At 67.9% G+C, this 23,418-nt stretch carries 18 protein-coding genes; 12 read left to right on the forward strand and 6 right to left on the reverse strand.

From position 1 onward, the window contains the following. Positions 1 to 9: 9 nt before the first annotated feature. Entirely contained in the window at positions 10 to 522 is a 513-nt protein-coding gene (locus AB0N75_RS08110; protein ID WP_364647682.1) for a GNAT family N-acetyltransferase, read from the forward strand. Between the two features lie 36 nt (positions 523 to 558). Here the strand turns inward: AB0N75_RS08110 and kynU are convergent, their stop codons facing one another. Then, positions 559 to 1,788, reverse strand: coding sequence for a kynureninase (gene kynU / locus AB0N75_RS08115; protein ID WP_364647685.1), 1,230 nt, complete (start codon positions 1,786 to 1,788; stop codon positions 559 to 561). A 150-nt stretch (positions 1,789 to 1,938) separates the two neighbouring features. Between kynU and AB0N75_RS08120 the strand changes: the two genes are divergently transcribed. Further along, the gene (locus AB0N75_RS08120) at positions 1,939 to 2,382 is read left to right on the forward strand and encodes a YciI family protein (protein ID WP_364647688.1); all 444 of its coding nucleotides are present in this window, start codon (positions 1,939 to 1,941) and stop codon (positions 2,380 to 2,382) included. Between the two features lie 53 nt (positions 2,383 to 2,435). Continuing rightward, positions 2,436 to 3,686, forward strand: coding sequence for a DUF6596 domain-containing protein (locus tag AB0N75_RS08125; RefSeq protein WP_364647913.1), 1,251 nt, complete (start codon positions 2,436 to 2,438; stop codon positions 3,684 to 3,686). Positions 3,687 to 3,710: 24 nt separating this feature from the next. Here AB0N75_RS08125 and AB0N75_RS08130 read toward each other — a convergent pair whose 3' ends face one another. From AB0N75_RS08130 to AB0N75_RS08140, 3 genes are read right to left on the reverse strand one after another with little or no spacing between them, the layout of a single operon-like run. Beyond that, a complete protein-coding gene (locus AB0N75_RS08130; RefSeq protein ID WP_364647691.1) occupies positions 3,711 to 4,607 on the reverse strand; it encodes a MaoC/PaaZ C-terminal domain-containing protein in 897 nt (298 codons plus the stop codon). Beyond that, entirely contained in the window at positions 4,604 to 5,944 is a 1,341-nt protein-coding gene (locus AB0N75_RS08135) for a 3-oxoacyl-ACP reductase (protein WP_364647694.1), read from the reverse strand. The genes AB0N75_RS08130 and AB0N75_RS08135 overlap by 4 nt, the downstream gene beginning before the upstream one ends. Beyond that, positions 5,944 to 7,281, reverse strand: coding sequence for an acetyl-CoA C-acetyltransferase (locus AB0N75_RS08140; protein WP_364647697.1), 1,338 nt, complete (start codon positions 7,279 to 7,281; stop codon positions 5,944 to 5,946). The genes AB0N75_RS08135 and AB0N75_RS08140 overlap by 1 nt, the downstream gene beginning before the upstream one ends. A gap of 80 nt (positions 7,282 to 7,361) precedes the next feature. Between AB0N75_RS08140 and AB0N75_RS08145 the strand changes: the two genes are divergently transcribed. From AB0N75_RS08145 to AB0N75_RS08175, 7 genes are all read left to right on the forward strand, one after another. Next, positions 7,362 to 8,099 carry a TetR/AcrR family transcriptional regulator gene (locus AB0N75_RS08145; RefSeq protein WP_364647700.1) on the forward strand — a complete coding sequence of 246 codons (738 nt, stop codon included), beginning with the start codon at positions 7,362 to 7,364 and terminating at the stop codon, positions 8,097 to 8,099. An 18-nt stretch (positions 8,100 to 8,117) separates the two neighbouring features. Further along, positions 8,118 to 10,226, forward strand: coding sequence for an acyl-CoA dehydrogenase (locus tag AB0N75_RS08150; RefSeq protein ID WP_364647703.1), 2,109 nt, complete (start codon positions 8,118 to 8,120; stop codon positions 10,224 to 10,226). Positions 10,227 to 10,355: 129 nt separating this feature from the next. Then, complete coding sequence (locus tag AB0N75_RS08155; RefSeq protein ID WP_364647706.1) at positions 10,356 to 11,819, forward strand: DUF3375 domain-containing protein; 1,464 nt, start codon at positions 10,356 to 10,358, stop codon at positions 11,817 to 11,819. Beyond that, complete coding sequence (locus AB0N75_RS08160; protein WP_364647709.1) at positions 11,816 to 12,658, forward strand: DUF4194 domain-containing protein; 843 nt, start codon at positions 11,816 to 11,818, stop codon at positions 12,656 to 12,658. The genes AB0N75_RS08155 and AB0N75_RS08160 overlap by 4 nt, the downstream gene beginning before the upstream one ends. Before the next feature lie 2 nt (positions 12,659 to 12,660). Then, positions 12,661 to 15,987: an ATP-binding protein gene (locus AB0N75_RS08165; RefSeq protein ID WP_364647712.1), complete on the forward strand. Its 3,327-nt coding sequence runs from the start codon at positions 12,661 to 12,663 to the stop codon at positions 15,985 to 15,987. Positions 15,988 to 16,087: 100 nt separating this feature from the next. Next, complete coding sequence (locus AB0N75_RS08170; RefSeq protein WP_364647715.1) at positions 16,088 to 17,533, forward strand: ATP-binding protein; 1,446 nt, start codon at positions 16,088 to 16,090, stop codon at positions 17,531 to 17,533. Next, positions 17,530 to 18,204, forward strand: coding sequence for a response regulator (locus tag AB0N75_RS08175; protein ID WP_364647718.1), 675 nt, complete (start codon positions 17,530 to 17,532; stop codon positions 18,202 to 18,204). The genes AB0N75_RS08170 and AB0N75_RS08175 overlap by 4 nt, the downstream gene beginning before the upstream one ends. A 42-nt stretch (positions 18,205 to 18,246) precedes the next feature. On the opposite strand, the gene AB0N75_RS08180 is transcribed toward AB0N75_RS08175, so the two are convergent. Further along, positions 18,247 to 20,220 (reverse strand): amino acid transporter, encoded by a 1,974-nt coding sequence (locus AB0N75_RS08180; RefSeq protein ID WP_364647721.1) that lies wholly within the window; start codon positions 20,218 to 20,220, stop codon positions 18,247 to 18,249. Positions 20,221 to 20,398: 178 nt separating this feature from the next. Here AB0N75_RS08180 and AB0N75_RS08185 point away from each other — a divergent pair, with 178 nt between their 5' ends. Beyond that, entirely contained in the window at positions 20,399 to 20,845 is a 447-nt protein-coding gene (locus tag AB0N75_RS08185; RefSeq protein ID WP_364647724.1) for a protein phosphatase, read from the forward strand. On the opposite strand, the gene glgA is transcribed toward AB0N75_RS08185, so the two are convergent. Further along, on the reverse strand, positions 20,824 to 22,020 hold the full coding sequence (gene glgA, locus AB0N75_RS08190) for a glycogen synthase (RefSeq protein ID WP_364647727.1): 1,197 nt from the start codon (positions 22,018 to 22,020) through the stop codon (positions 20,824 to 20,826). The two genes, AB0N75_RS08185 and glgA, sit on opposite strands and share 22 nt — an antisense overlap. Before the next feature lie 105 nt (positions 22,021 to 22,125). Between glgA and glgC the strand changes: the two genes are divergently transcribed. Then, a complete protein-coding gene (glgC, locus tag AB0N75_RS08195; RefSeq protein ID WP_364647730.1) occupies positions 22,126 to 23,412 on the forward strand; it encodes a glucose-1-phosphate adenylyltransferase in 1,287 nt (428 codons plus the stop codon). Positions 23,413 to 23,418: the final 6 nt, after the last annotated feature.

Below are 23,418 nucleotides of genomic sequence, written 5' to 3' on the forward strand. Positions count from 1 at the left end.
GATTCATAGGTGCCAACCCCCGATTACCGCGTCCGCCGCGCCACCAGCGATGATGTTCCCGCCACCTTGGATATGAAATTGGCCGCGTGGCGGGAAACCTACGCCACGCAGCGTCCCGCATCCTTCTTCACCGCCGAAGCTGCCCGGCGGAAGCAGCAGGTCGACTGGTGGGCACGCGGCCTCGCCGCAGGGGCAGAACTGTGGATTGCCGAGGACCCCGCCGGCCGGATCATGGGTTGTTCCGGCGCAGGACCTGTCCAGGACGACGACGCCGATGCCGGAGTCCGGTACGAACTGCAGATGCTCTACGTGTTGGCGCAGGCCTACGGCACCGGGCTGGGCCTGCGGTTGCTGGAGTCCGCGATCGGCAGCAAGCCGGCGCTGCTGTGGGTCCTCGAAGACAATCCACGCGCCCAGGCGTTCTACCGCAAGCACGGGTTCGCCCCGGACGGGCGCCGCGAGCCGCTGACCGACCAGTGGGCCGGCCTGCACGAGATCCGGATGGTCCGCAGCGCCGGTTAGGCCCGACCAGTCAGGCTCGTGCGGTGACGCCCTTCCTCAGGCGCGTTCCAGCTCGGCCCGGATTGCCGCGATGCCGCGCCAAACTTCCTCGAAGCTGGTGGACAGCGGCGAGAGCCCCAGCCGGATGCCGTCCGGTTCGCGGAAGTCCGGGATCACGCCCTGCTCCCAGAGCTGGGCCGTGACGTGTTTGAAGGCCGGGTGGTCAATGGTGAGGTGCCCACCGCGTTCCGCCGGATCCAGCGGCGAGGCGATGGTGACGCCGAAACCGGCCAACGTCGCCTGCACGGCCTCGATGGCGAACTCGGTCAGGGCGACGGACTTGTCCCGGACCGCGGCCAGGCCGGCCTCGTCGATCAGCGCGATCATGTCCTGGATGGCGGTCATCCCGAGGATCGGCGGCGTCCCGGAGGCGAACCGGCGGATGCCGCCGGCCGGTTGGTAGCCCTGGCCCATCTCGAAGGGTTCCGTGCTGCCAAGCCAGCCTTGGATCGGCTGCTGGAAGTGCTGGTGTTCAGTCCGCACGTAGGCCCAGGCGGGCGCCCCCGGGCCGCCGTTGAGGTACTTGTAGCTGCAGCCTGCGGCCAGGTCAACGCCCCACGCATCCAGTTCCACCGGCAGTACCCCGGCGGAATGGCACAGGTCCCACAAAACCAGGGCACCGGCGTCGTGCGCCGCGGCGGTGATGGCGGGAATGTCCGCAATGTAGCCGGAGCGGTAGGCCACATGGCTGAGCAAGACCAGCGCCGTGTCCGGCCCGACGGCGGCGCGCACGGCTTCCGCCGTGACTCCCCCGCCATGCGGCGGTTCGAGCCAGTCCAGTTCGAGCCCGCATTCGGCGGCAATGCCCTCCACGATGAAGCGGTCGGACGGAAAATTGTCCCGGTCCACCAGGATGCGCCGCCGGCCGGGACGGGCCGCAATCGCGGCACGGGCCAGCTTGTAGAGCAGCACAGTGGTGGAATCGGCCACCACGCACTGGCCCGGGGCTGCACCCAACACCACCCGGCCCAATTCGTCGCCAATCCGCTCGGGCAGCGCCAGCCAGCCCTCGTCCCAGGCCCGGATCAGCCGGCCGCCCCACTGCTGCAGCATCACGTCCCGGACCCGGTCCACGCTGGCGGCCAGCGGCCGGCCCAGCGAATTGCCATCCAGATAGGCGGTGACAGATTTGTCGTCGTGGCCCACAAAACGGGAACGGTAAGCGGCCAGCGGGTCGGCGGCATCGAGCGTCCGGGCGCGGTCGGCTAGCTGAGCATCGGCGGTCATAGGGACAGCATAAGCGCGGGCGGCAGCGGCCGGAACGAAGGCCGACACGGGGCCGCGAAAAAGTTCTCCGCCCGTGTCGATATCCCTGTTCGCCGTTCGACGGCATAGTAGAAGGCGCACACCGCGTCCTCGGTACAGAAGGAGATAGCCGTGAAGTACATGTTCATCATGCGGTCCACCGACGAAGCCCTCGAGGCTTCCAAGGCCATGCCGTTCGAAGAAATGATCAACAAGATGGGCGCCTACAACGAGTCCATGATCAACGCCGGCATCATGCTCGGCGGCGACGGATTGGCCGACCTGTCCGACGGGACGGCGTTCGTCGTCGACTTCTCGGAGGATCCGCCCATCGTCACCGACGGCCCCTACGGTGAAACCCACGAGCTGTTCAACGGCTTTTGGATCGTCCAGGTGGCGTCCAAGGAGGAAGCTGCGGAGTGGGCCAGTCGCTGTCCGCTGGGCCCCGGCTCCAAGCTGGAGGTGCGCCGCGTGACCGAGGCCGCCGACTTCGCCGAATTCTCGGACAACGAGTACATCCAGAAGGAAGAAGGCTGGCGCGAACAAGAGGCGAAGCTGCGCGCGGAGAACGCGTAGCCGCGCAGCGGTAGGGGTCGGCCGTGGCAGAGTCGGACGCGAAGCTGGCAGCGGTGGCGGGCACTGGCGCGGAAGGGGCAGCGGCAGTCCGGCGCCGGCTGGATGCCGTGTGGCGCATCGAAGGCGCCCGCATCGTTGCCGCGCTGGCCCGGGCCACGGGTGACGTCGGGTTTGCCGAGGACATGGCGCAGGAAGCCGGAGCCGATGCCCTGCTCCAATGGCCGGACACCGGAATGCCGCGCAATCCTGCCGCCTGGCTGACCGCGGTGGCCAAGCACAAGGCGATTGACGCCTGGCGGCGGTCCGAACGCCTCGACGACCGCTACCGGCTGCTGGCCCGCGGGCTGCAGGACGAGGATGCCGTGTCCTGGGATCCGGTGCCGGACGACGTGCTCCGGCTGATCTTCACTGCCTGCCATCCGGTGCTCTCCCGGGAGGCGCAGGTGTCCCTGACCCTGCGGGTTGTGGGCGGTTTGTCCAGCGAGGAAATCGCCAGGCTGTTTGTGCTCCCGTTGGCCACGGTCCAGCAGCGGATTGTCCGTGCCAAGAAGACGCTGGCCGCCGCGAAAGTCCCCTTTGATGTCCCGGAACCGAACGAATGGGGGCCGCGGCTGGGCGGCGTCCTCCGGGTCATCTACCTGATGTTCACGGAAGGCTATGCGGCAACCTCCGGGGAACGCTGGATCCGGCCGGAGCTGGCCGGCGAGGCCCTGCGCATTGGGCGAGTGCTGGTTTCGCTGGTGCCGCGGGAACCCGAGGCGCACGCGCTGGTCGCTCTGATGGAGCTTCAGGCCTCGCGCTTCGGGGCTCGAACCCGGCCGGACGGCACCCCGGTGCTGCTGGCGGACCAGGACCGCACCCGCTGGGACCGCGCACAGATTGGACGAGGCCGCGCGGCGCTGGCCCGGGCGGACAGGCTGGGCCGCGGCCGCAGCAGTTACGCGCTGCAGGCCGCCATCGCCGAGTGCCATGCGGCGGCGCCCAGCGTCGACCGGACCGACTGGGCGCAGATCGTGCTGCTCTACGAGGCGCTCGGCCGGATTGCGCCCAGCCCGGTGGTCGAGCTCAACCGGGCCGTGGCGGTGTCCATGGCCACCGGGCCCGCCACGGCGCTGGCCATCGTGGACGGCTTGGCCTCGGCGGGCGCGCTGCGCGGATCGCATCTGCTGCCCAGCGTCCGGGCCGAGCTGTTGGCCAGGCTCGGCCGGGCAGACGAGGCGCGGGCCGAGTTCGCCGCCGCAGCCGCCTTGGCCAAGAACGACCGCGAACGCGACGTGCTGGAACGCAAGGCGGCTGCCACCTGAACCAGTGGTCGCCGCGGCCCCTTGCTACCGCGCGAGGGTATTGACGCTGCCCGTGAAGTGGAGCCGGTGGCTGCGCTCTCCCCAGCCGGTGAACTCGGACGCTTCCCACGATCCGTCCCGCTCCGTGTCATGGATCCGTACCGCCACCGTGGCGGGAAGGAAGACCGGGGCAGCGAAATCAATCCGCCAGGCAAAGGGTTCGCTGGCCGTGGCTTCCACGCTGGTCAGGACCCGGGAGGCCAAGTACATGCCGTGCGCGATGGACCGCTTGAGTCCCAGCATCTTGGCCGACACAGCGCTCAAATGGATCGGGTTGAAGTCACCGGAGACACCGGCGTACTCGCGGCCGGCTTCGGGACCGAGCCGCCAACGCGCCGTCGGCTGCGGCGGGATGAAATCAGTGCGCTCCGGCCTCAATGCCTTGTCCAGTCCGGGCAGGTAGACCGCTTTGGCCAGATAGTCCGAGACGCCTTCCCACACGGTTTCGCCGCCAGCTTCGATCCGGGTATGCAGTTCCACCTGCGTGCCGGCGTGGTGGCCGCGCAGGCCTTCGGCCCAGGCCGTCACGGTCAACGGCTCTGCGAAGTGGACCGGCCGCAGGTGGTTCACCCGGTTGGCCAGATGCACCATGCCGAGCAGCGGGAGCGGGAAGTCCGGCCGTGTCATCACGCTCATCGCCACCGGAAAGGCAACCGAGTGCAGGAACACCGAAGGCAAGGTGTCCCGCACGGTGCCGTGCATCAGTTGCTGGAAGCCGCTGACCCGCTCCGGGGCGATGTGCACGCCGTCGACGGTGTGCCGCACCGCCGGAAGCTGCTCGGCCTGCTGGCCCACGCCCAGCTTGTGCCGCGCCGCCGTGGAGGCAGCTGTTAGATACAGCCGCGAGAGCGTGGGCATCTCCCCCAGGATGACCTCGCTCATGCGCCGACCATGCTCTGGCCACAGACACGCAGCGTCTGGCCATTGATTCCGCCCGCAGCATCGCTGGCCAGGAAGGAGACCGCTTCGGCGACGTCCAGCGGCCGGCCGCCCTGCTGCAGCGATGACAGCCGGCGTGCCACTTCGCGGGTCACGAACGGCATCCGGGCGGTCATGTCCGTCTCGATGAAGCCGGGGGCGACTGCGTTGATGCTGCCGCCGGCGTCGGCGAAGTCGACTGCGGACGCGCGGACCATGCCGATGATGCCAGCTTTGGAGGCGGCGTAGTTGGTCTGCCCGCGGTTGCCTGCAATCCCGCTGGTGGAAGCCAGCGACACCACCCGCGGTGCTTCGCGGAGGACACCCGAAGCCAGAAGCTGCTCGTTCATCCTCAGCTGCGAGCAAAGATTGACCGCGATCACCGAGTCCCATTTCGCCTGATCCATGTTGGCGAGCAGTTTATCCCTGGTGATGCCGGCATTGTGCACCACAATGTCCAGCCCGTGGTTCCGCTCGGCGGCGTGGGTGGCGATCTTTGTGCCCGCGTCCGGGGCGGTGATGTCCAGTTGCAGCGCGGTGGCGCCGATCCGGTTGGCCACCTGAGCCAACTGCTCCCCGGCGGCAGGGACGTCGACGGCGATGATCCGGGCGCCGTCACGATGCAGGGTCTCGGCGATCGCTGCGCCGATGCCGCGGGCGGCTCCGGTAACGACGGCGACCTTGCCCGCCAGCGGGCGGTCCGGCTCCTCCGGCAGCGAGGCTGCGCCGGAATTAACCAGAAGGAACTGCCCGTTGACATAGGCGCTCCGGCCGGAGAGCAGGAAGCGCAAGGCACCGAGGACGGCCGGCGCGCCGGCATCCACGCCTTCGGCCAGCACAATCCCGTTGCCGGTGGCACCGCCGCGCAGCTCGTGGGCCAGCGACCGCAATGCCCCGTCCACCGCCTGCCGGGCGGCGGCCTGGGCGGGCTGTGCAGCGCCGGTTGCGGGGCGGGAGATCGTGACGATCCGGCCGCCGGGAGCCAGGTCCCTGAGGCTGGAGCCGGCGGTGAGCATTGGATCACCAAGTTCGTCCGGCGAGGCCAGTTCGTCGAGCACCAGGACGATGCCGCCCAGCCGTTCCTTCGGCGCCACATGCCGCCGGACATCCAGGTCCCAGCCGAGCAGCTCCTTGGCCAGGACGTCGGCGCCGGAACCGGAGCCCAGCACCAGGACGGGACCGGGCAGCAGCGGAGCCCCCGGCCGGTAGCGCCGCAGCACGGCGGGCTGGGGCAGTCCCAGTTTTTTGGCCAGGCTCTGCACGGGCCCGGCGTTGACCAGGTCGAGGTAGCGGTCGGCCATTAGTTTGCCTCCAGGATGGCCACCACGCCCATGCCGCCGGCGGCGCACACGGAGATCAGACCACGGGTGGGGCGCGACTCGGCGTCGGCCTTTTCGCGCAGCATCTTGGCGAGGGTAGCCACCAGCCGGCCGCCGGTGGCAGCGAAGGGGTGCCCGGTGGCCAGCGACGAACCGTTGACATTCAGGCGGGTCCGGTCGATGGCGCCCAGCGGCTTCTGCAGGCCCAGCTTGTTGCGGCAGAATTCCTCGCTTTCCCACGCCGCCAGGTGGCACAGCACGGTGCCGGCAAAGGCTTCGTGGATCTCGAAGTAATCGAAGTCGGCAAAGGTCAGTCCCTGCCGGGCCAGCAGCCGCGGGACGGCATAGGCGGGGGCCATCAGCAGGCCCTCCTTGCCGTGCACAAAATCCACCGCGGCGGCCTCGGAATCGACCACCTCGGCCAGCACCGGCAGGTCATTGCTCCGGGCATAGTCTTCCGAACCGATCAGCACCGCGGAGGCGCCGTCGGTCAGCGGTGTGGAGTTGCCGGCGGTCATGGTCGCTTCGGCGCCCAGGTTCTTGCCGAAGACCGGCTGCAGCTTGGCCAGCTTCTCCAGCGTGGTGTCGGCACGCAGATTGGAGTCCTTGGCAAGGCCGCGGTAAGGCGTCATCAGGTCGTCGAAGAAGCCGCGCTCGTAAGCGGCCGCCAGATTGCGGTGGCTGGCCAGGGCCAGCTCGTCCTGCGCTTCGCGGGTGACGTTCCACGCCGCGGTGGTCAGCGCCTGGTGCTCGCCCATGGACAGCCCGGTCCGCGGCTCGGCCGTGTCCGGCGCGTTGGGCGCCAGGTCCTTGGGGCGCAGCTTGGCCAGGGTGGTCAGCTTTTGCTGGACGGTTTTGGCGCGGTGCAGTTCCAGCAGGACAGCCCGGAGCCCCTCGCTCACGGCGATCGGTGCATCGGAGGCGGAGTCGACGCCGCCGGCGATGGCGGAATCGATCTGCCCCAGCTTGATCTTGTTGGCCAGGCCCACCACCGTTTCCAGTCCGGTGGCGCATGCCTGCTGCAGATCATAGGCGGGTGTTTCCGGCGACAGCGCTGATCCAATCACCGCTTCCCGGGTCAGGTTGAAATCGCGGGAGTGCTTCAGCACCGCGCCGGCGGCGACCTCGCCGATCCGTTCATCCTGCAGCCCGAAGCGGGCCACCAGCCCGTCCAAGGCGGCAGTCAGCATGTCCTGATTGCTGGCCTGGGTGTAGGCCCCGTTGGCGCGGGCAAACGGGATGCGGTTGCCGCCGATGACGACTGCCTTGCGCAGTACGTTGGCGGGACGGGTGCCGGTGGCGTCAGGTGAAGCGGCCATGAAGGCTCTCCTCGTGAATCGGGTGCAGGGCGGAACAAAGACAGTTACCGTAACCAAGCGTACCTGATACGCTGGGTAACGTGAATAGCGCCACAGTCCGCCCTGTGACCCCGACGTCCGGTCCCGACGGCCGCTCCGCCCGCTGGGACCGCCACCGGACCGAGCGCCGCCGGGAGCTGATCCGCGCCGCCCGGCACGCGGTGCACCGGCTGGGGCCCGACGCTTCGATGGAGGACATCGCGGCGGCCGCGGGAACCTCCAAGCCCGTCTTCTACCGGTATTTTGGCGACAAAGCCGGGCTGCAGCAGGCCATGGGCGAAGTGGTGATCGGCCGCATGCAGGCCCGGCTGCAGGAGGCGGCCGCCAGCGCGACCACTCCGCAGGAAGGCCTGACCGCCATGGTCTCGGTCTACCTGCAGATGGCGGAATCCTCGCCGCACGTCTACGCGTTCGTCACCCGGGACGGCCCCTTCGATCCTTCGGTGCCGCAGCAACTGGGCGGCGAGCCGGCACCGGCCGACATGGCACCGGAGACCGGCAGGTCCGCGGTGTTGCACGATTTCTTTGCCAACGTGACGGCAATGATAGAAGCCCCGCTGCGCGGCCACCTGAGCGCTTCCGCGGGCAGCGCCGCGGAACTGGCCGCGGCATCCTACTGGCCGCGGGCAGCCATCGGCATGGTGCGTGCTGCCGGCGAACGCTGGCTGGCCGCGCCCGATGACGGCAGCAAACCGAGCCGGGACCTTATGACCAGCCTGCTCACCCAATGGCTCCTCCACGGTGTCGCTCGCAGCGCAGACCATCCGACCCATTCGTGACGACTGAAGGAACAACCGATGACGTATACCCCCACTGCCGAAACGCCGGAACCGGTGGAAGACAGCGGCGCTACCGTTGACGTGGCCGGGCTCGGCGAGGTCCTGCTGGGCCGCTGGGCCGAGATCCGCAAGGCCGCGCGCGACCTCGCCGGCCGGCCGGAAATCCACCGGATCGACGGCCTGCCGATGGGTGAGCACCGCGAACGCGTGGTGGGCCAGTTGAAGTACCTGGTGGACGCCGGGGCCGTGCACCGTGCCTTCCCCCGGCGGCTGGGCGGCGAGGACAATCACGGCGGCAACATCGCCGGGTTCGAGGAACTGGTTACCGCCGACCCCTCGCTGCAGATCAAGGCCGGGGTCCAGTGGGGCCTGTTCGGAGCCGCCGTGCTGCACCTGGGCACCACGGAACACCACGACAAGTGGCTGCCGGACATCATGAGCCTGAAGACCCCCGGCGCGTTCGCCATGACCGAGACCGGCCACGGTTCCGACGTTGCCAGCATCGGCACCACCGCCACGTACGATCCGGAGACGCAGGAATTCGTCATCCACACCCCGTTCCGCGCAGCCTGGAAGGACTATCTGGGCAACGCCGCCAATGATGGTCTGGCCGCCGTGGTGTTCGCGCACCTCATCACCCGCGGCGTGGACCATGGCGTCCACGCGTTCTATGTCCCCATCCGCGACGAGCAGCGCAACTTCCTGCCCGGCATCGGCGGCGAGGACGACGGCTACAAGGGCGGCCTGAACGGCATCGACAACGGCCGTCTGCACTTCAACCAGGTCCGCATTCCGCGCACCAACTTGCTGAACCGGTACGGCGACGTGGCCGGGGACGGCACCTACTCCTCCCCGATCGCCAGCCCAGGCCGACGCTTTTTCACCATGCTGGGCACCCTGGTGCAGGGCCGGGTCTCGCTGGACGGCGCCGCGGTGGCCGCCAGCAAGGTGGCGCTGGCCATCGCCGTCCGCTACGCCACCGAACGGCGCCAGTTCAACGCGTCCTCGGACACAGCCGAAGAAGTGCTGCTGGACTACCAACGCCACCAGCGCCGGCTGCTGCCCCGGCTGGCCACCACCTACGCGGCGTCGTTCGCTCACGAACAACTGCTGCAGAAGTTCGACGACGTCTTCTCCGGTGCGCATGACACGGACGAGGACCGGCAGGACTTGGAAACCCTGGCGGCGGGCCTGAAATCGCTCAGCACCTGGCACGCCCTGGACACGCTGCAGGAGTGCCGCGAGGCGACCGGCGGGGCGGGCTTCCTGGCCGAAAACCGGTTCGCCGCACTGCGCGCCGACCTGGACATCTACGCCACTTTCGAAGGCGACAACACCGTGCTGCTGCAGCTGGTCGCCAAGCGCCTGCTGGCGGATTACGCCAACGAATTCCGCCATGCCGACTTCGGCGTAATGGCCCGCTGGGTGGCGCACCAGGCGGCCGACGTCACCCTGCACCGCACCGGCCTGCGCCAGGTCGCCCAGACCTTCGCGGACAGCGGTTCGGAACGCAAGAGCGCCAATTACCTCAAGGACCCGGAGACCCAGCGCCAGCTGCTCACCGACCGGGTCTCCACCATGGTGGCGGGCATCGGCGGCGCCTTGCGCAACGCCACCCGGCTTCCGCAAAGGGAGGCCGCGGCGCTGTTCAACGAACACCAGCATGAGCTGATCGAGGCGGCCCGGGCGCACGCCGAACTGCTGCAGTGGGAAGCCTTCACCGCCGCGATCACCCAGGTCGACGACCACGGCACCCGGCAGGTGCTGACCTGGCTGCGGGACCTGTTCGGGCTGTCGCTGGTGGAGAAGAACCTGGGCTGGTACCAGATGTACGGCCGGCTGTCGGCGCAGCGCGCCCGCATCCTCGGCACCTACATCAACCGCCTGCTGTCCCGGCTGCGCCCGCACGCCCGCGACCTGGTGGACGCCTTCGGCTACGGCCCGGAGCACCTGCGCGCGAAGATCGCCAGCGGCGCGGAGCAGGAACGGCAGGACGAAGCCATGGCGTATGCCCGCTCCCGGCGCGCCAGCGGCGAGGCCCCGGTGGACGAAAAGGTGCTCATCGCCCGACGCAAGGCCGCGGAGAAGCTCAGCCAGAAGCGGCAGAAAGTGGAAGCCAAGGGCTAGAACAACGACGGCGGGGCTCTCCCGGGGCGACACGGCTCGCCTTGGCGGGGCCCCGCCGTCGTGAGCGGAGCCCGACCAGCTAAGATTTTCTGGGCCCGCTACTCCCTTCCGCGGGCGGAAAGCACTCCCATGTCCTTCACCCAGAATGCCCTTGCCCGCTGGCAGGAGCTGCAGGCGCTGGCCGCCACACCCGGCCTCAAGCTCGCCTCCGCCAGCCCGTGGGTATCGGCGCTGTTCAGGACCGCTTTCACCCGTTCCCGGCCGCAGTTGCCGCTGGAAGAGTTCCACCGCAGCACCGACTCGTTCCTGGCCGAGCTGCGCCGGGCCGGGGTGGACCTGCGCGCGGACTGGTCAGCCCGCCAGTATGCCGATGACTGGGTGGCCCGGCGCTACCTGTCCCGGCTGCGCGAAGACGGCCGGTTCGTCTACGAACCCACCGAAACCACCGTGCGGTTCCTGGAATACCTGGATGGCCTGACCGGGACGTCCTCGTCGCTGAACAGTTCCCGACTGGCCACACTGCTCACCCGTGTTGAAACGCTGGCCCACGAAACCGATCCCGATCCCGAGGCACGGATCGCCGTGCTGCAGGCTGAAATCGCCCAGCGGCAGGAGAAGATCCGCGCGCTGGAAGCCGGCGAGACACCGGCGTCGTTGCCCGACGCCACAGCGGTGGAGGCCGCGCGCGATGTCTTGGCGCTGGCTGCCGGCCTGCCTGCCGATTTCAAGCGGATGCGGGATGGCTTGGAGCTGATGCTGCACACCCTGCGCGCCGAAATCGTGGAGTCGAACGCCACCAAGGGCATCACCATGGGCGAGGTCCTCGAGGCGGACAAGCGGCTGCGCGGCACCAGCGAAGGCCGGACGTACGAGAGCTTCACGGCCTTCCTGAATGACGAGGACCAGCAGCAGCGCTTCCGGCAGGCCATCGCCGAGGTGCTCGAGCGGGACTTTGCCGACGCACTGGACGCCGAGGACCGGCGGGCATTGCAGCGGCTCATGCCGCAGCTGCGGGCGCAATCGGCGGAGATCCACCGCATCTACGGCCGGCTCTCGGAGAGCATGCACACCTTTGTGCAGTCGGACGACGTGCGCGAATCGATCCAGCTGCGGCAGGCCATCCGAGCCGCCGAGGCCGCCATCCTCAAGTCCCGGCGCAGCCTGCCGGGCCGCCGCGCGGTGATCCCCGCGCCCGAACTCTTCGGCTCCGGCTTTGAATCGGTGAGCATGGTCCGGCTTTACGACCCGCAGGACCACCAGGCACCGGCCAAGCTGCCGCCGCCGCCGGCGTTCACCGAGGCAGACATCCACCGTGCGGTCCGCACGCCGCAGGCGGACGAGGCGGTCCTCTCCCACACCGTCCGCACCGCCGTGGAGGCCCGCGGGCCGGCTCCGTTGTCCGCGGTCTACGCCCAGTTGGAACCGCAGCACCGGCACCTGAACAGCCTGCGTTGGCTGCTCCAGCATGCCTTGAATTCCGGTGCCACGCTGGACGCCGACGCAACCGACACCGTGACCTTGATCCAGATCGACGGCAGCGAACGCACCGCGGTGCTGCCCGCCGTTACCTTCACGAAAGCTGCAGATTCATGAACGAGATGACCGAGGTCCGCGTTGAACCCGACGGAGCTCCGGACGACGGCGTCGCGCTGCACGAAGCGGCGGAGCTTCGAGAACAGGGGCCTGACGACCGGGCAGTGCTGGACGACCGCGCAGGTCTGGACGAAGAAACCGGGCTGGAAGAACCGGACGAACGCGAAGCACCTGCCCGGGACGAGGTCCGGGACGGTCCCGAATTGTTCGACGGCGACACCGGCACCCTGCCGCTGAAGCTGCGCCAGGCCCTGGTCAGGCTGCTGCGCGGCCCGTACCTGGACGCCAATTCCACCGACCGGGTCTACGACACAGTGGTGGAACACCGGCGGATCCTCGCTTCCCGGCTCAGCGAACTGTTCCTGCAACTGGTCATCGACGACGACCGCAAGGTCGCCATGCTCCGCCCTGTCCCGATGGCCGAGCCGCACACCACCGCCCTGCAACGGCAGCGGGACATGACCCGGGAAGAGACGCTGCTGCTGCTGCGCATGCGCCTGGTCCAAGACCGGCACGCCGGCACCGGAACCGAACCGCTGATCAGCCGCACCGACGTCATCGATGTGCTGCAGGACTACGTGGATCCGGAACAGCGCGATGCCAAGCACGTGGAGGACCTAGCCGACGCCTCCATCCGCAAGCTGGCCAACGAGCGCCGGCTGCTGCAGGCAACCGAGCTTCCGGATGTGTGGATCATCTCGCCGGCATTGCCGCTGGCCCTGCCCTTCGAGAATATCGGCGACATCCCTGCGGTGATCGGCTCGCTGGCCGGCGATGCCCTACCGGCGGACGGCCCGCCGGAAACGGACCAGTTGGCTTTCGACGGCGGGGAGGCCTGAGCATGAGCATTGAGACAATCCTGCCGATGGACGGGCTGCTCAACCCGGGCCAGCACCGGCTCACGTCCGTGCAGCTGGTCAACTGGGGCACCTTCGACGGCGCCCACACCATCCGGGTGGACCGCGCCGGCACGCTGTTGACCGGCGGCTCCGGCGTGGGCAAGTCGACCATCTTCGACGGCATGCTGCAGGTGTTGGACGCCCGGCCAAAAATGAACGAGGCGGCGCAGACCAACTCCGGCCAAGCGTCCGAGGAACGGCGCACCGCGTTCAGCTACATGCGCGGCAGGCTGGGTGCCACGCCGGCCGACGGCGATGATTCCCAGACCGCCACGTTCTACCAGCGCCCCGGCGCCATCTGGTCGGCGGTCTGCCTGACCTTCGACAACGCCCTGGGCCAGACCACCAGCCTCGCCGTGATGCTGGACCTCCCGGCGAACGGCACCGAACACAACGTGGGCCGCTTCTACGTCCTGCACAACAAGCCGCTGGACATCCCCCGGCTGGAGTCCGGCATGGCGGGCCGCTTCAGCAAGACATCGCTGGAGACAATGCTGCCGGGCAGCCAGGTCTTCGATTCGCACAAGGCCTTCGCGGAACGTTTCCGGCAGGCATTGGGCATTGATCAGGAGAAAGCTTTCGGCCTGCTGCGCACGCTGCAGACCGGCAAGGGGCTGGGCGGAACCGTCAACGATTTCTTCCGCAACCATGTGCTGGATACGCCGCGGACGCTGGCGGCAGCCGAAGAGGCGGTGCAGGACTTCAGCCACCTGCGCAGCATCCGGCGGCAGCTGGAACGCGTCCGGCAGCAACGGGACCTGCTGGCACCCGTGCCCCGGCTGCACGAACAGCTCCGCCAGACGCAGTCACAGCTGGACCGCAGTATTCTTTTGGCCGACGTCGCCCTGCCGCTCTACCGGCGCCGACTGGCACTGGACTGCCAAGACCGGCAGATCGAGCTGCTGGACGCCGAGGCGGCCAGCGCGGCACAGGAGCTGGCGGCGACGGAAGCTGCACGCGCCGGGCTCAAGCAGCAGACGGCACAGCTGACCGCCCGCTACGGCAGCGAAGGCGGCGCCGCGGTCGCCACCTTGGAGCGGGAACTGGCTGCGGCCCAGTCCGAGCTGCGGGCCCGCCAGGCAGTGGAGGATTCCTTCCGGGCCGAAGCCGAGGCCGCCGGCCTTGACGCCGACTTCAGTCCCGGCGGACTGGCGGCAGCGCGCAACCGCGCCGTGGTGCTGGTCAAGGAGCTGCTCACCGAGGCCGAGGCCGTCCGCGAACGCAGCAACGACGCGCAAGGCGAGGCCTGGAGCCTCAAGGGACAGATCCGGTCGCTGGAGCAGGAAATCGAGTCCTTCCGCCGCCGCACCAGCAACATCCGCCCGGAGAGCCTGGAACGCCGCCGGCAGATCTGCGCCGCGACCGGCATCGCGGAAGAGGAACTGCCCTTTGCCGGCGAGCTGATCGATCTTGCCCCGTCCGAAGCCCGCTGGCGGCCGGCAGCCGAACGCGCGCTGCGCTCCCTCGCTTCAGCGCTGCTGGTGCCGGGTGAGCGGATCAATGCCGTCACCCGGTATCTGAACAAGCACAACATCCGCGGCTTCCTGCGGATCATCGATATCAGTGCTCCGCTGGACGGCAAGGCCGAAGCCGACCCGGACGACCTGGTCAGCAAGCTGGTTACCAAGGACACCGCGATGGGCCAGTGGGTCCGGCGCAAGATCACGGCGCATTACGACTACGTCTGCGTCGAGGAGCCCGAGCAGTTGTCCGGGGTCCCCCGCGGCGTGACGTTGGGCGGCGCAGTCAAGCGCAGCAGCAGCACCACCGAGAAGGACGACCGGCACACCGGGGCCTCCGACCATCTGCTGGGCTTCGACAACCAGGACAAGATCGCAGCACTGGCCACCCGGTTGCTGGAACTGCGGGACATCTACGGCACGGCCGATTCGGAGTCCGCCGAACGGGCCCGGGAACAGCAGGACCTGGGCCGGCGGCTGGCCGCCGCCAAGACGGTGGCTGCGGACACCCGGAGCTGGGAGGAGATCTCCACCGACGCACACGCCGCAGCGGTGGCGGCGGCGGTTGAGCGGTTGGAGCAGGCCAGGGATGCCAACACGGACCTGGAACAGCTGCGCTTTGAACTGGAAACGGCCGAGCTGGACCTCACCGCTGCAACCGAGAAGATCGGCGTTCTCAAGGGCGAAGCGGCCCGGTTGGCCGCCGGGCTGGCTGCCGCGCGGCACCGCCGCGACAGCCTGGCCGGGGACGGCGAACCCGCCGGCCAGCTGACCGGGGAACTGGCATCCGAACTAGCCGCATTGTTTGCCCCGCATGGCGAAGTGACCGATCTGGAATTCCTCAGCGATGTCTGTACCAAGGTGGAGCGCGAGCTGCTGAGCTCCCGCGGCACGCTGGAAAGGGCCACGCTGGAGGCCGGCAACCAACTGGTGAAGATCTTCGAGGCCTACAACCGGCAGTGGGGGTCGGACTACGGCACCTCGCTGGACGCGGCCGCCGACTACGAGGCCCGCTACCACGACATTGTGGGCGAAGGCCTGCCGCAGCGGGAGGCGGAGTTCCGCGAGTACTTCAACAACCGCACCTACGAACGCTTCAGCGACCTGCTCCAGTTGCTGGATGAAGAACGCCGCAGCATAGCGTCCCGGCTGCAGCCGCTGAACCAGATCCTGCAGCGGGTCCATTACCACGCGGACAGCCACCTGCAGATCGAGATTTCCAACGCCGTTCCGGATGCTTCGCACAAGTTCCGGACCGATCTGAAGAACGCACTGCCGGTGATGGGGCGGCGGCAAACCGGCGATGACATGGACGCCCGCTACCTGGCCCTGGACCGCATCGTGGAGCGGCTGGCTTCGGAGGACGACCGCCGCTGGCGTGCCGAGGTCCTGGACGTGCGGTCGCACGTGGACATCACCTGCACCAACCTGCTGGCGGACGGCCGCGCGTACACCAACCTGCAGGCCAGCCTGATGTCCGGCGGCGAGGGCCAGCGCTTCACCGCGTTCATCATGGCCTCCGCGCTGGCCTACCAGCTTGGCATCGCCGGACAGGGCTTTAGCACCTTCGGCACGGTCATGATGGACGAGGCGTTCGTGAAATCGTCGCTGGCCTTCGCCGAGGCCAGCATCAACGCGCTCCACGAGTTCGGCTTCCAGCTGCTGTTGGCGGCTCCCGAGGACAAGGTGGACTTGGCCCGCTTCCTTGGCTCCGTCACGGAAGTCCTGCGCGACGAACCCGCCAACCGCTCCGGCATCCTGGAACGCGGGCGTTCGCTCGCCCGCCCGGTGGACATCGTTCTGCGCTGAACGTTGCCGGGCGATGCAGTGGTATGACTAGGGCATGTCCAAGGTGCACGCGGGTGTTCGTGGCTGGCCGTCTCCTCGGTCATTAAGTGTCCGGAGGGTATTGGCCGGCTTGGTGCTGGCCGTGCTGCTGCCGGCCGGCTTACAACTTCTGCTGCTGCAGGTGTGGCACGCCAATCTGACCACCGCGTCGTTGGTCCAGCTCACCGGAGCCGTTGGTGTGGCATTGGTGGGCGGGATCTGGCCTGCCCTCTTGGCCGCCTTCTGGAGCAGCCTGCTCCTGAACTACTTCATGACCGCGCCCACCGGTCAGCTGCTGATCCATGACACCGCCATGGCCGTGGCCCTGGTGTGTTTTGTCGCTGTGGCCGGGGCCGTGGCCTGGGTCGTGGACGTATCTGCCCGTCGGGCCGCACGGGCGCGCCGGGCCGGCGCCGAAGCTACAGCGTTGAATGAGCTGACCCGGGTGGCAATCGCCACGGAGGACCCCCTGCGGAGCTTGTTGGAACAGGCCCGGCAGGTGTTCAACGCCGATGCGGCGGCCTTGTTCGTGCGGCCAACCGGCAGCGGACTGGACACCGGTGATGAGTCCAGCTGGGTCCTGCTCGCCGGTGTCGGGCAGCAGCTGGCGTCTCCGGACACTGCCGACACCGTCGAACGAGTGGACGACAACACCGTGATGGCCTTGCTCGGTCCCCACCTGGCGGCGGCTGAGAGTCGGCTGTTGAAGGCCTTCGCGGCACAGGCCACAGCATTGCGGGCCCGCCAGCAATTAATGATCAGCCGGCTCGAGAACGAGCGCCTGGCCCAAGACAACTTGATGCGCGGTTCAATCCTTCAAGCAGTGAGCCATGATTTGCGCACTCCGCTGGCCGGCATCAAATTCTCGGTCAGCAGCCTGTTGCAACAGGGTGGTTCGTTTAGCACCGAGGAGCAGCGTGAGCTCCTGCAGACTACCGATGCCTACGCCGACCAATTGGAGTTGCTGGTGGAGAACCTGTTGGACATGTCCCGCATCAGCGCTCGATCCGTCGGGCCCTTGCTCGGGCCGGTCCACTGGGAAGACGTGCTTCCAGAAGCCCTGCGCAGCGTGCCGCCCGGATCGGTGACCTTCCAGATTCCCGACGATTGCGCTCCGGTGGAAGCCGACCCCGGGCTGCTGGAGCGGGTGATCGCGAACTTGGTCGAAAATGCGGCCCGCCACGCTCACCCCTCGACCGTCACGCTGCAGGCAGGGGAACCGCCTTCAACAGGAAGCCGGGTGCAGGGTGAGCTGCGGATTATCGACGCCGGGACCTCTCCGCTGCCCCATGATCTGGAAGAAATGTTCAAACCCTTTCAGCGGATGACCGACTCGGGGGAAGACGCCGGCGTCGGGTTGGGCCTTGCAGTCGCCCGCGGTTTGACGGAGGCGATGGGCGGAACCCTCAACCCTGAGCGCACGCCTGGCCGAGGACTGACGATGGTGCTGCGGCTGCCCTTGGCCGCTCCCCGTGCATCATCCAGCGCGGGCTCCGAGTCCACGGGCCTTCGGCAGGACGACCGGTGACCACCATCCTGGTCGTAGAAGACGAGCGCCGCTTGTTGCGGGCGCTGCAGCTGACGCTGCGGGCGAACGGGTACACCGTGATCGCCGCGCCGACGGGCAGCAGCGCCCTGGCAACGCTGGCCGAAGGGCCGGTCGACGCCCTGGTGCTCGACCTGGGGCTGCCGGACATGGCCGGGGTCGAGATCATACGCCGTGTCCGGACCGGCGGCCAGACCCCGATCCTGGTCTTGTCCGCGCGCCATGCCTCCGCGCAAAAGGTCAGCGCCCTGGATGCGGGGGCCGATGATTATGTGACCAAACCGTTTGGGCTGGACGAACTGCTCGCCCGCTTGCGGGCACTGCTGCGCCGCGGCCAGGCCGACACCCAGGAGGACATCGTGGAGGCCGCCGGCTTTGCGCTCAATTTTGCTGCCCGCCGGGCGGAGAAGCAGGGCAGCGCCGTCAAACTCACGCCGACGGAATGGAAGATCCTTGAGGTGCTCACCCGCCATCCCGGCAGGCTGGTGCCGCATCGGCAGGTGCTCGAGCATGTGTGGGGACCGGCATATGTGAAGGAGACCCAGTATCTGCGGGTGTACATCGCCCAGTTGCGCCGGAAGCTGGAAGCTGACCCGGCCCGCCCGAAGCATCTGATCACCGAGCCCGGGCTCGGTTACCGATTTGATCCCTGAACCATTCCGGCGGGCGGGGCGGCACCGGTCCGCCGGCGGCGGTCAGCCTACATGCACCCAGGGCCGGTTGGTCACATCCGGCTCGGCTTCACGCAGGATTTCCCGGGTGACCGGGGCGATTTCTCCTTCGCCGAAGACCAGGAAACGCAGGAGGTTGCTGATCGGGTTGCCCTCCGTCCAGCGGAAGTAAACGTGGGGCATCAGCCCGGTAATGTCGCGGATGTGAAGCAACACCGAAGCGATCGTGTTGGGTACCACGGGACCATGGACTTCCAGAATGTCATACCCGTGGCGGCTCACCCCGTGCACCTCCAATTCCGTCTCGAAGTCGGATGAGTCATCGACGATGACTTCCAGGAACAGGGGTACCTCGTCGGCCGGCAGGTTATTCACCACGCGGGCGGCTGCCAGCTTCTTGCGGTAGGCCTCCGCATCCAGTCGTTTGGGTTCGTGCGCGATGAACAAGAGCGGCCCGGTGTCGGACTGTGCGATCAACTCCACCGCACGTTCGTCGAAATGGACGTGCGTTGCATGCAGTTCGAACGAGCGTCTGGTCCGCGAGATGAACGAGATGACAACGATGCCCAGAATGAACAGTGACGCGATGCGGATACCTTCGGGCCGCTCCACGATGTTCGCGGCCGTGGTGTAGACGAAAGCCGCCGTGACTATTCCGAAACCCCAGGCGAGCCGTCGCTGACCACGAGACCGGGCCGAGAGCGTGACTGCCGCGGCTGCGGAAGTGATGAGGACCAGCACCCCGGTGGCATAGGCGCCGCCCTGCGCATCGACGTCGGCATCAAAGACCACCGTGACCAGGAAAGCGATGGCGCAAAACACCAGCACCAGCGGGCGGGAGGCTTTTGTCCAGCCGGGCGCCATGCCGTAGCGGGGCAGGTACCGGGGCACTACATTGAGCAGGCCGGCCATCGCCGACGCGCCCGCGAACCACAAAATGGTGATGGTGCTGGCGTCGTACAGCGACCCAAACCCCTGGCCCAAAAGCTCATGTGCCAGGTAGGCCAAGGCCCGCCCGTTTGCGGCTCCCCCGGGCTGGAACTCCTGCGCCGGAATCAGCAGTATGGAAACAAAACTGCTGGAGATCAGGAAGCCGCTCATGATGAGCGCCGCCACGGTCAGCAGCCGCTGGGTTCCGCGGATCCTGCCCGCCGGGCGGTCTGCGGCGTCCTCTGGGTTGCCGCGAATCTGCGGCATGACCGCGACACCGGTCTCGAAGCCGGACAGTCCCAGGGCAAGTTTGGGGAACACCAACAGGACGACGGCGATGACCAGAAGCGGATTTCCGTTCGACGACGTCAATGCCTGCCACCAGTCCCCCACCACCAGCGGGTGCGCCAACACGTCAACCAGGCAAACCACTACCAGCACCGCGTTCAGCGCTAGATAGACGGCGACCACTGCGACGGCAACCCCGATGGCCTCGTGGAACCCGCGCAGGAACACCGCGGCCAAGGCACCCAGGAGAACCAGCGTGATGGCCACATTCTGGCCTTCAAGCCAATGCGGCAGCAAGGGATTCTCGATCAGGTGGGCGGTCGCATCAGCGGCCGAGAGCGTCATGGTGATCATGAAGTCTGTCGCAACGAACCCGAGCAACGCCAGCACCAGAAGCTTCCCTCGCCAGCGGGGCAGCAGCCGTTCCAGCATGGCAATCGAGCCGGAGCCGTGAGGGCTCTCCTCTGCCACCCTGCGGTAGACGGGCAGTGCCCCGCATAGCGTTACCAGCACCACCAGCAGGGTGGCCAGCGGGGACAGGACACCGGCTGCCAGCGCCGCGATAGCCGGCTGATAGCCCAAGGTGGAAAAGTAATCCACGCCGGTCAAACACATCACCTTCCACCAAGGGTGACGGTGTTCTTGCGCGTCCAGGGTCCCATGCGGCCCCTGCTTCACTCCGGTGGCAGGCAGGTCGTGCAGCATCCACCCACGCAGCCGCACCCCGATGGGTGCCCGTGGGGCTGATGGATCGAACGGAGGCAGACTCAAGGTGGTCATCGGACGGAACCTTTCAACGTGGCCCAGCTATGGACCGGTTGTAACGGTAAACGCGATGACGCCGGTTGCGCGCAGTCTTAACGCTTTCTTGATACCCGGCAGCCGTGTCCGCGGGACGGACGGCAATGGCGAGGCTTGGCCGCTCCCGCACGTGCCGCTGGAGGACTAAAGTTCTGCCATGGGAACGCCGTGGGATCCCGCACTTCCGGGCGTACTGCGGCTGCCGTCGGGGCGGCTGGTGCGTGGCCGGGCCCTGCTCAAGCCGATGCCCGCGGGGCCGGCTCCGGAGTTCGCCCTCTACCTGAAGCACGGCGCGCCGCTGCCCACCGATTGGGAACAGCGCTGGGTGCGCTGGCGCGATCTCCGGCTGCCCGATGATTTCCACGACGCCGCGGCCGCCTTCCGCGAGGCGTGGCTGAGGGCCGAAGATGAGCGGGTGGAGGTGGCCTGTTTCGGCGGACGCGGCAGGACCGGGACGGCCTTGGCCTGCATCGCCATCCTGGACGGCGTCCCGCCGGCCGATGCCGTCGAATACGTCAGGGCGCGCTACCGGCCGGGCGCCGTGGAGACACCCTGGCAGCGGCGGTACGTGCGCCGCTTCCCTCAGCCCAGCACGCTGCGGTAGACCTCCAAGGTCTTATCGGCGATCGAGTCCCAAGAGAAGTGTTCTTCGGCGCGCCGGCGGCCGGCCTCACCCTGCCGGCGGGCCGCGGCCGGGTCGGCCAGCGTACGGTTCAGCGCGGCGGCGAAGTCGCGCACGAACTGTTCCTCGTCCAGCGGGGTTCCCGTCCCGTCGGCCACCTGTTCCAGGGGGACCAGGGCGCCGGTGACGCCGTCGTCGACCACCTCGGGGATGCCGCCGGTGGCGCTGGCCACTACCGGCGCGCCGCAGGCCATCGCCTCAAGGTTCACAATGCCCAGCGGCTCGTAGATGGACGGGCAGGCGAAGACGGTCGCGTGGCTGAGCACCTGGATCAGTTCGGCGCGCGGGAGCATCCGCTCGATCACCACGACGCCGTCGCGGGTTTCGCGCAGGCCGGCGATCAGGGCGTTGACCGCGGCCGCCAGTTCGGGGGTATCGGCGGCGCCGGCGCAAAGCACCAGCTGTACCTCCGGCGGCAGCAGCGCGGCAGCCCGCAGCAGGTACGGCACGCCCTTCTGCCGGGTGATCCGCCCCACGAAGACCACGCTGGGCCGGTCCGGATCAATACCCAAGGCGCGCACGGCGTCGTCGTTATGATCGGGTTTCCATTGCTGCACGTCCACGCCGTTGTGGACCACCTGCACCCGGCCGGGATCCACCTCCGGGTAGCAGCGCAAGATGTCCTTGCGCATCCCGGCCGACACTGCGATGACGGCGGCCGCCGCTTCGTAGGCGGTGCGCTCCGCCCAGGAGGAGAGGCGGTAGCCGCCGCCCAACTGTTCGGCCTTCCACGGGCGCAACGGCTCCAGCGAATGAGCGCTGAGCACGTGCGGAACATCGTGCAGCAACGAGCCCAGATGCCCTGCCATGTTGGCGTACCACGTGTGTGAATGGATCAGCTCCGCACCGGCGAAGCCATCCAGCATCTGCAGGTCGACGCCGAGGGTCTGCACGGCCGGGTTGGCCTGCGTGAGCCCGGCCGGAACCGGATAACTGCTGACCGCTGCGCCATGGAAGTCGGTCGGCCGCTCAGCCCCGAAGGCATGCACATGCAGGTCCAGGCGTCCGGCCAACACCCGGCTAAGTTCGGCCACATGCACACCGGCCCCGCCGTAGATCTCCGGTGGGAATTCTTTTGTCACAATATCTACGCGCACGAAACCTAACGTAGTGCACGCCGGGGGCTTCCTCTAGTGTGAAGATGGAGGGGGATGTCACGTTTCGGCCCTCAACGGCCGGGGCTACTGTGAAGGGGGAACATCATGGCACAGAAGAAGGTGCTGGCCGTTGTACTCGCCGGCGGCGAGGGAAAGCGGCTCATGCCGCTCACTGCGGACCGGGCCAAACCGGCGGTGCCGTTTGCCGGCAGCTATCGGCTGATCGACTTTGCATTGTCCAACCTGGTGAATTCCGGCTACCGCCAGATCGTGGTGCTGACGCAGTACAAGTCGCACAGCCTGGACCGTCACATTTCGGAAACCTGGCGGATGGCCGCTCAACTCGGCAACTACGTGGCCTCGGTCCCGGCGCAGCAACGGCGCGGCAAGAGCTGGTTCCTGGGCAGCGCCAATGCGATCTATCAGTCCCTGAACCTGATCCACGACGCCAGGCCGGACATCGTCGTCGTGGTCGGCGCGGACCACGTGTACCGGATGGACTTCTCCCAGATGGTGGAGGAACACATCGCTTCCGGCGCGGCCGCCAGCGTGGCCGCGGTACGCCAGCCGCTCGCGCTGGCCAACCAGTTCGGTGTCATCGAGTCGGAACCCGATGCACCCACCAAGATCCGGGCGTTCGTCGAAAAGCCGGCCACCACTGCGGGCCTGGCCGATGATCCAGACAGCTTCCTGGCCTCGATGGGTAACTACGTCTTCAACACCGATGCCCTGCTGCAGGCGCTGGAGGCCGACGCCGAGCGGCTGGATACCGACCATGACATGGGCGGCGACATCATCCCCTACTTCGTGGAACGCGGCGAGGCTGCGGTCTACGATTTCACCGCCAACGTCATTCCGGGTTCCACCGGGGCGGACCAGCAGTACTGGCGCGACGTCGGGACACTGGATTCCTACTATGAGGCGCACATGGACCTGATCAGTCCGATGCCGGCTTTCAACCTGTACAACCTGCAGTGGCCGATCTACACCCGGCAGTCCGTCTCGCCCCCGGCCAAGCTGGTCCGCGGGATGAGCGGCACCGCGGGTACGGCCCACGACTCCCTGCTGAGCCAGGGCGTGGTTGTTTCCGGGGCAGGGGTCACCGAATCCGTGCTGGCAACCGACGTCTTCGTTGCCGAGGCCGCCCAGGTCCACGGCAGCGTCCTGATGGACAATGTGACCGTGGGCGAAGGCGCCGTGGTGCGGAAAGCCATCGTGGACAAAAACGTGCACATCCCGGCCGGGGCCACCATCGGGGTGGACCCGGAGCTGGACCGCGCGCGGGGCTTCACGGTCACCGAATCCGGTTTGACGGTGCTGAGCAAAGATGAGCGTGTATTGCTCACCGCAAGGACCGACATTGAAGCCGCCCACAAACCTGCAGGCTTGTAGTTTGCG

The organism is Arthrobacter sp. NPDC089319 (assembly GCF_040684925.1).
In the GTDB taxonomy this organism is placed as follows: Bacteria; Actinomycetota; Actinomycetes; order Actinomycetales; family Micrococcaceae; genus Crystallibacter.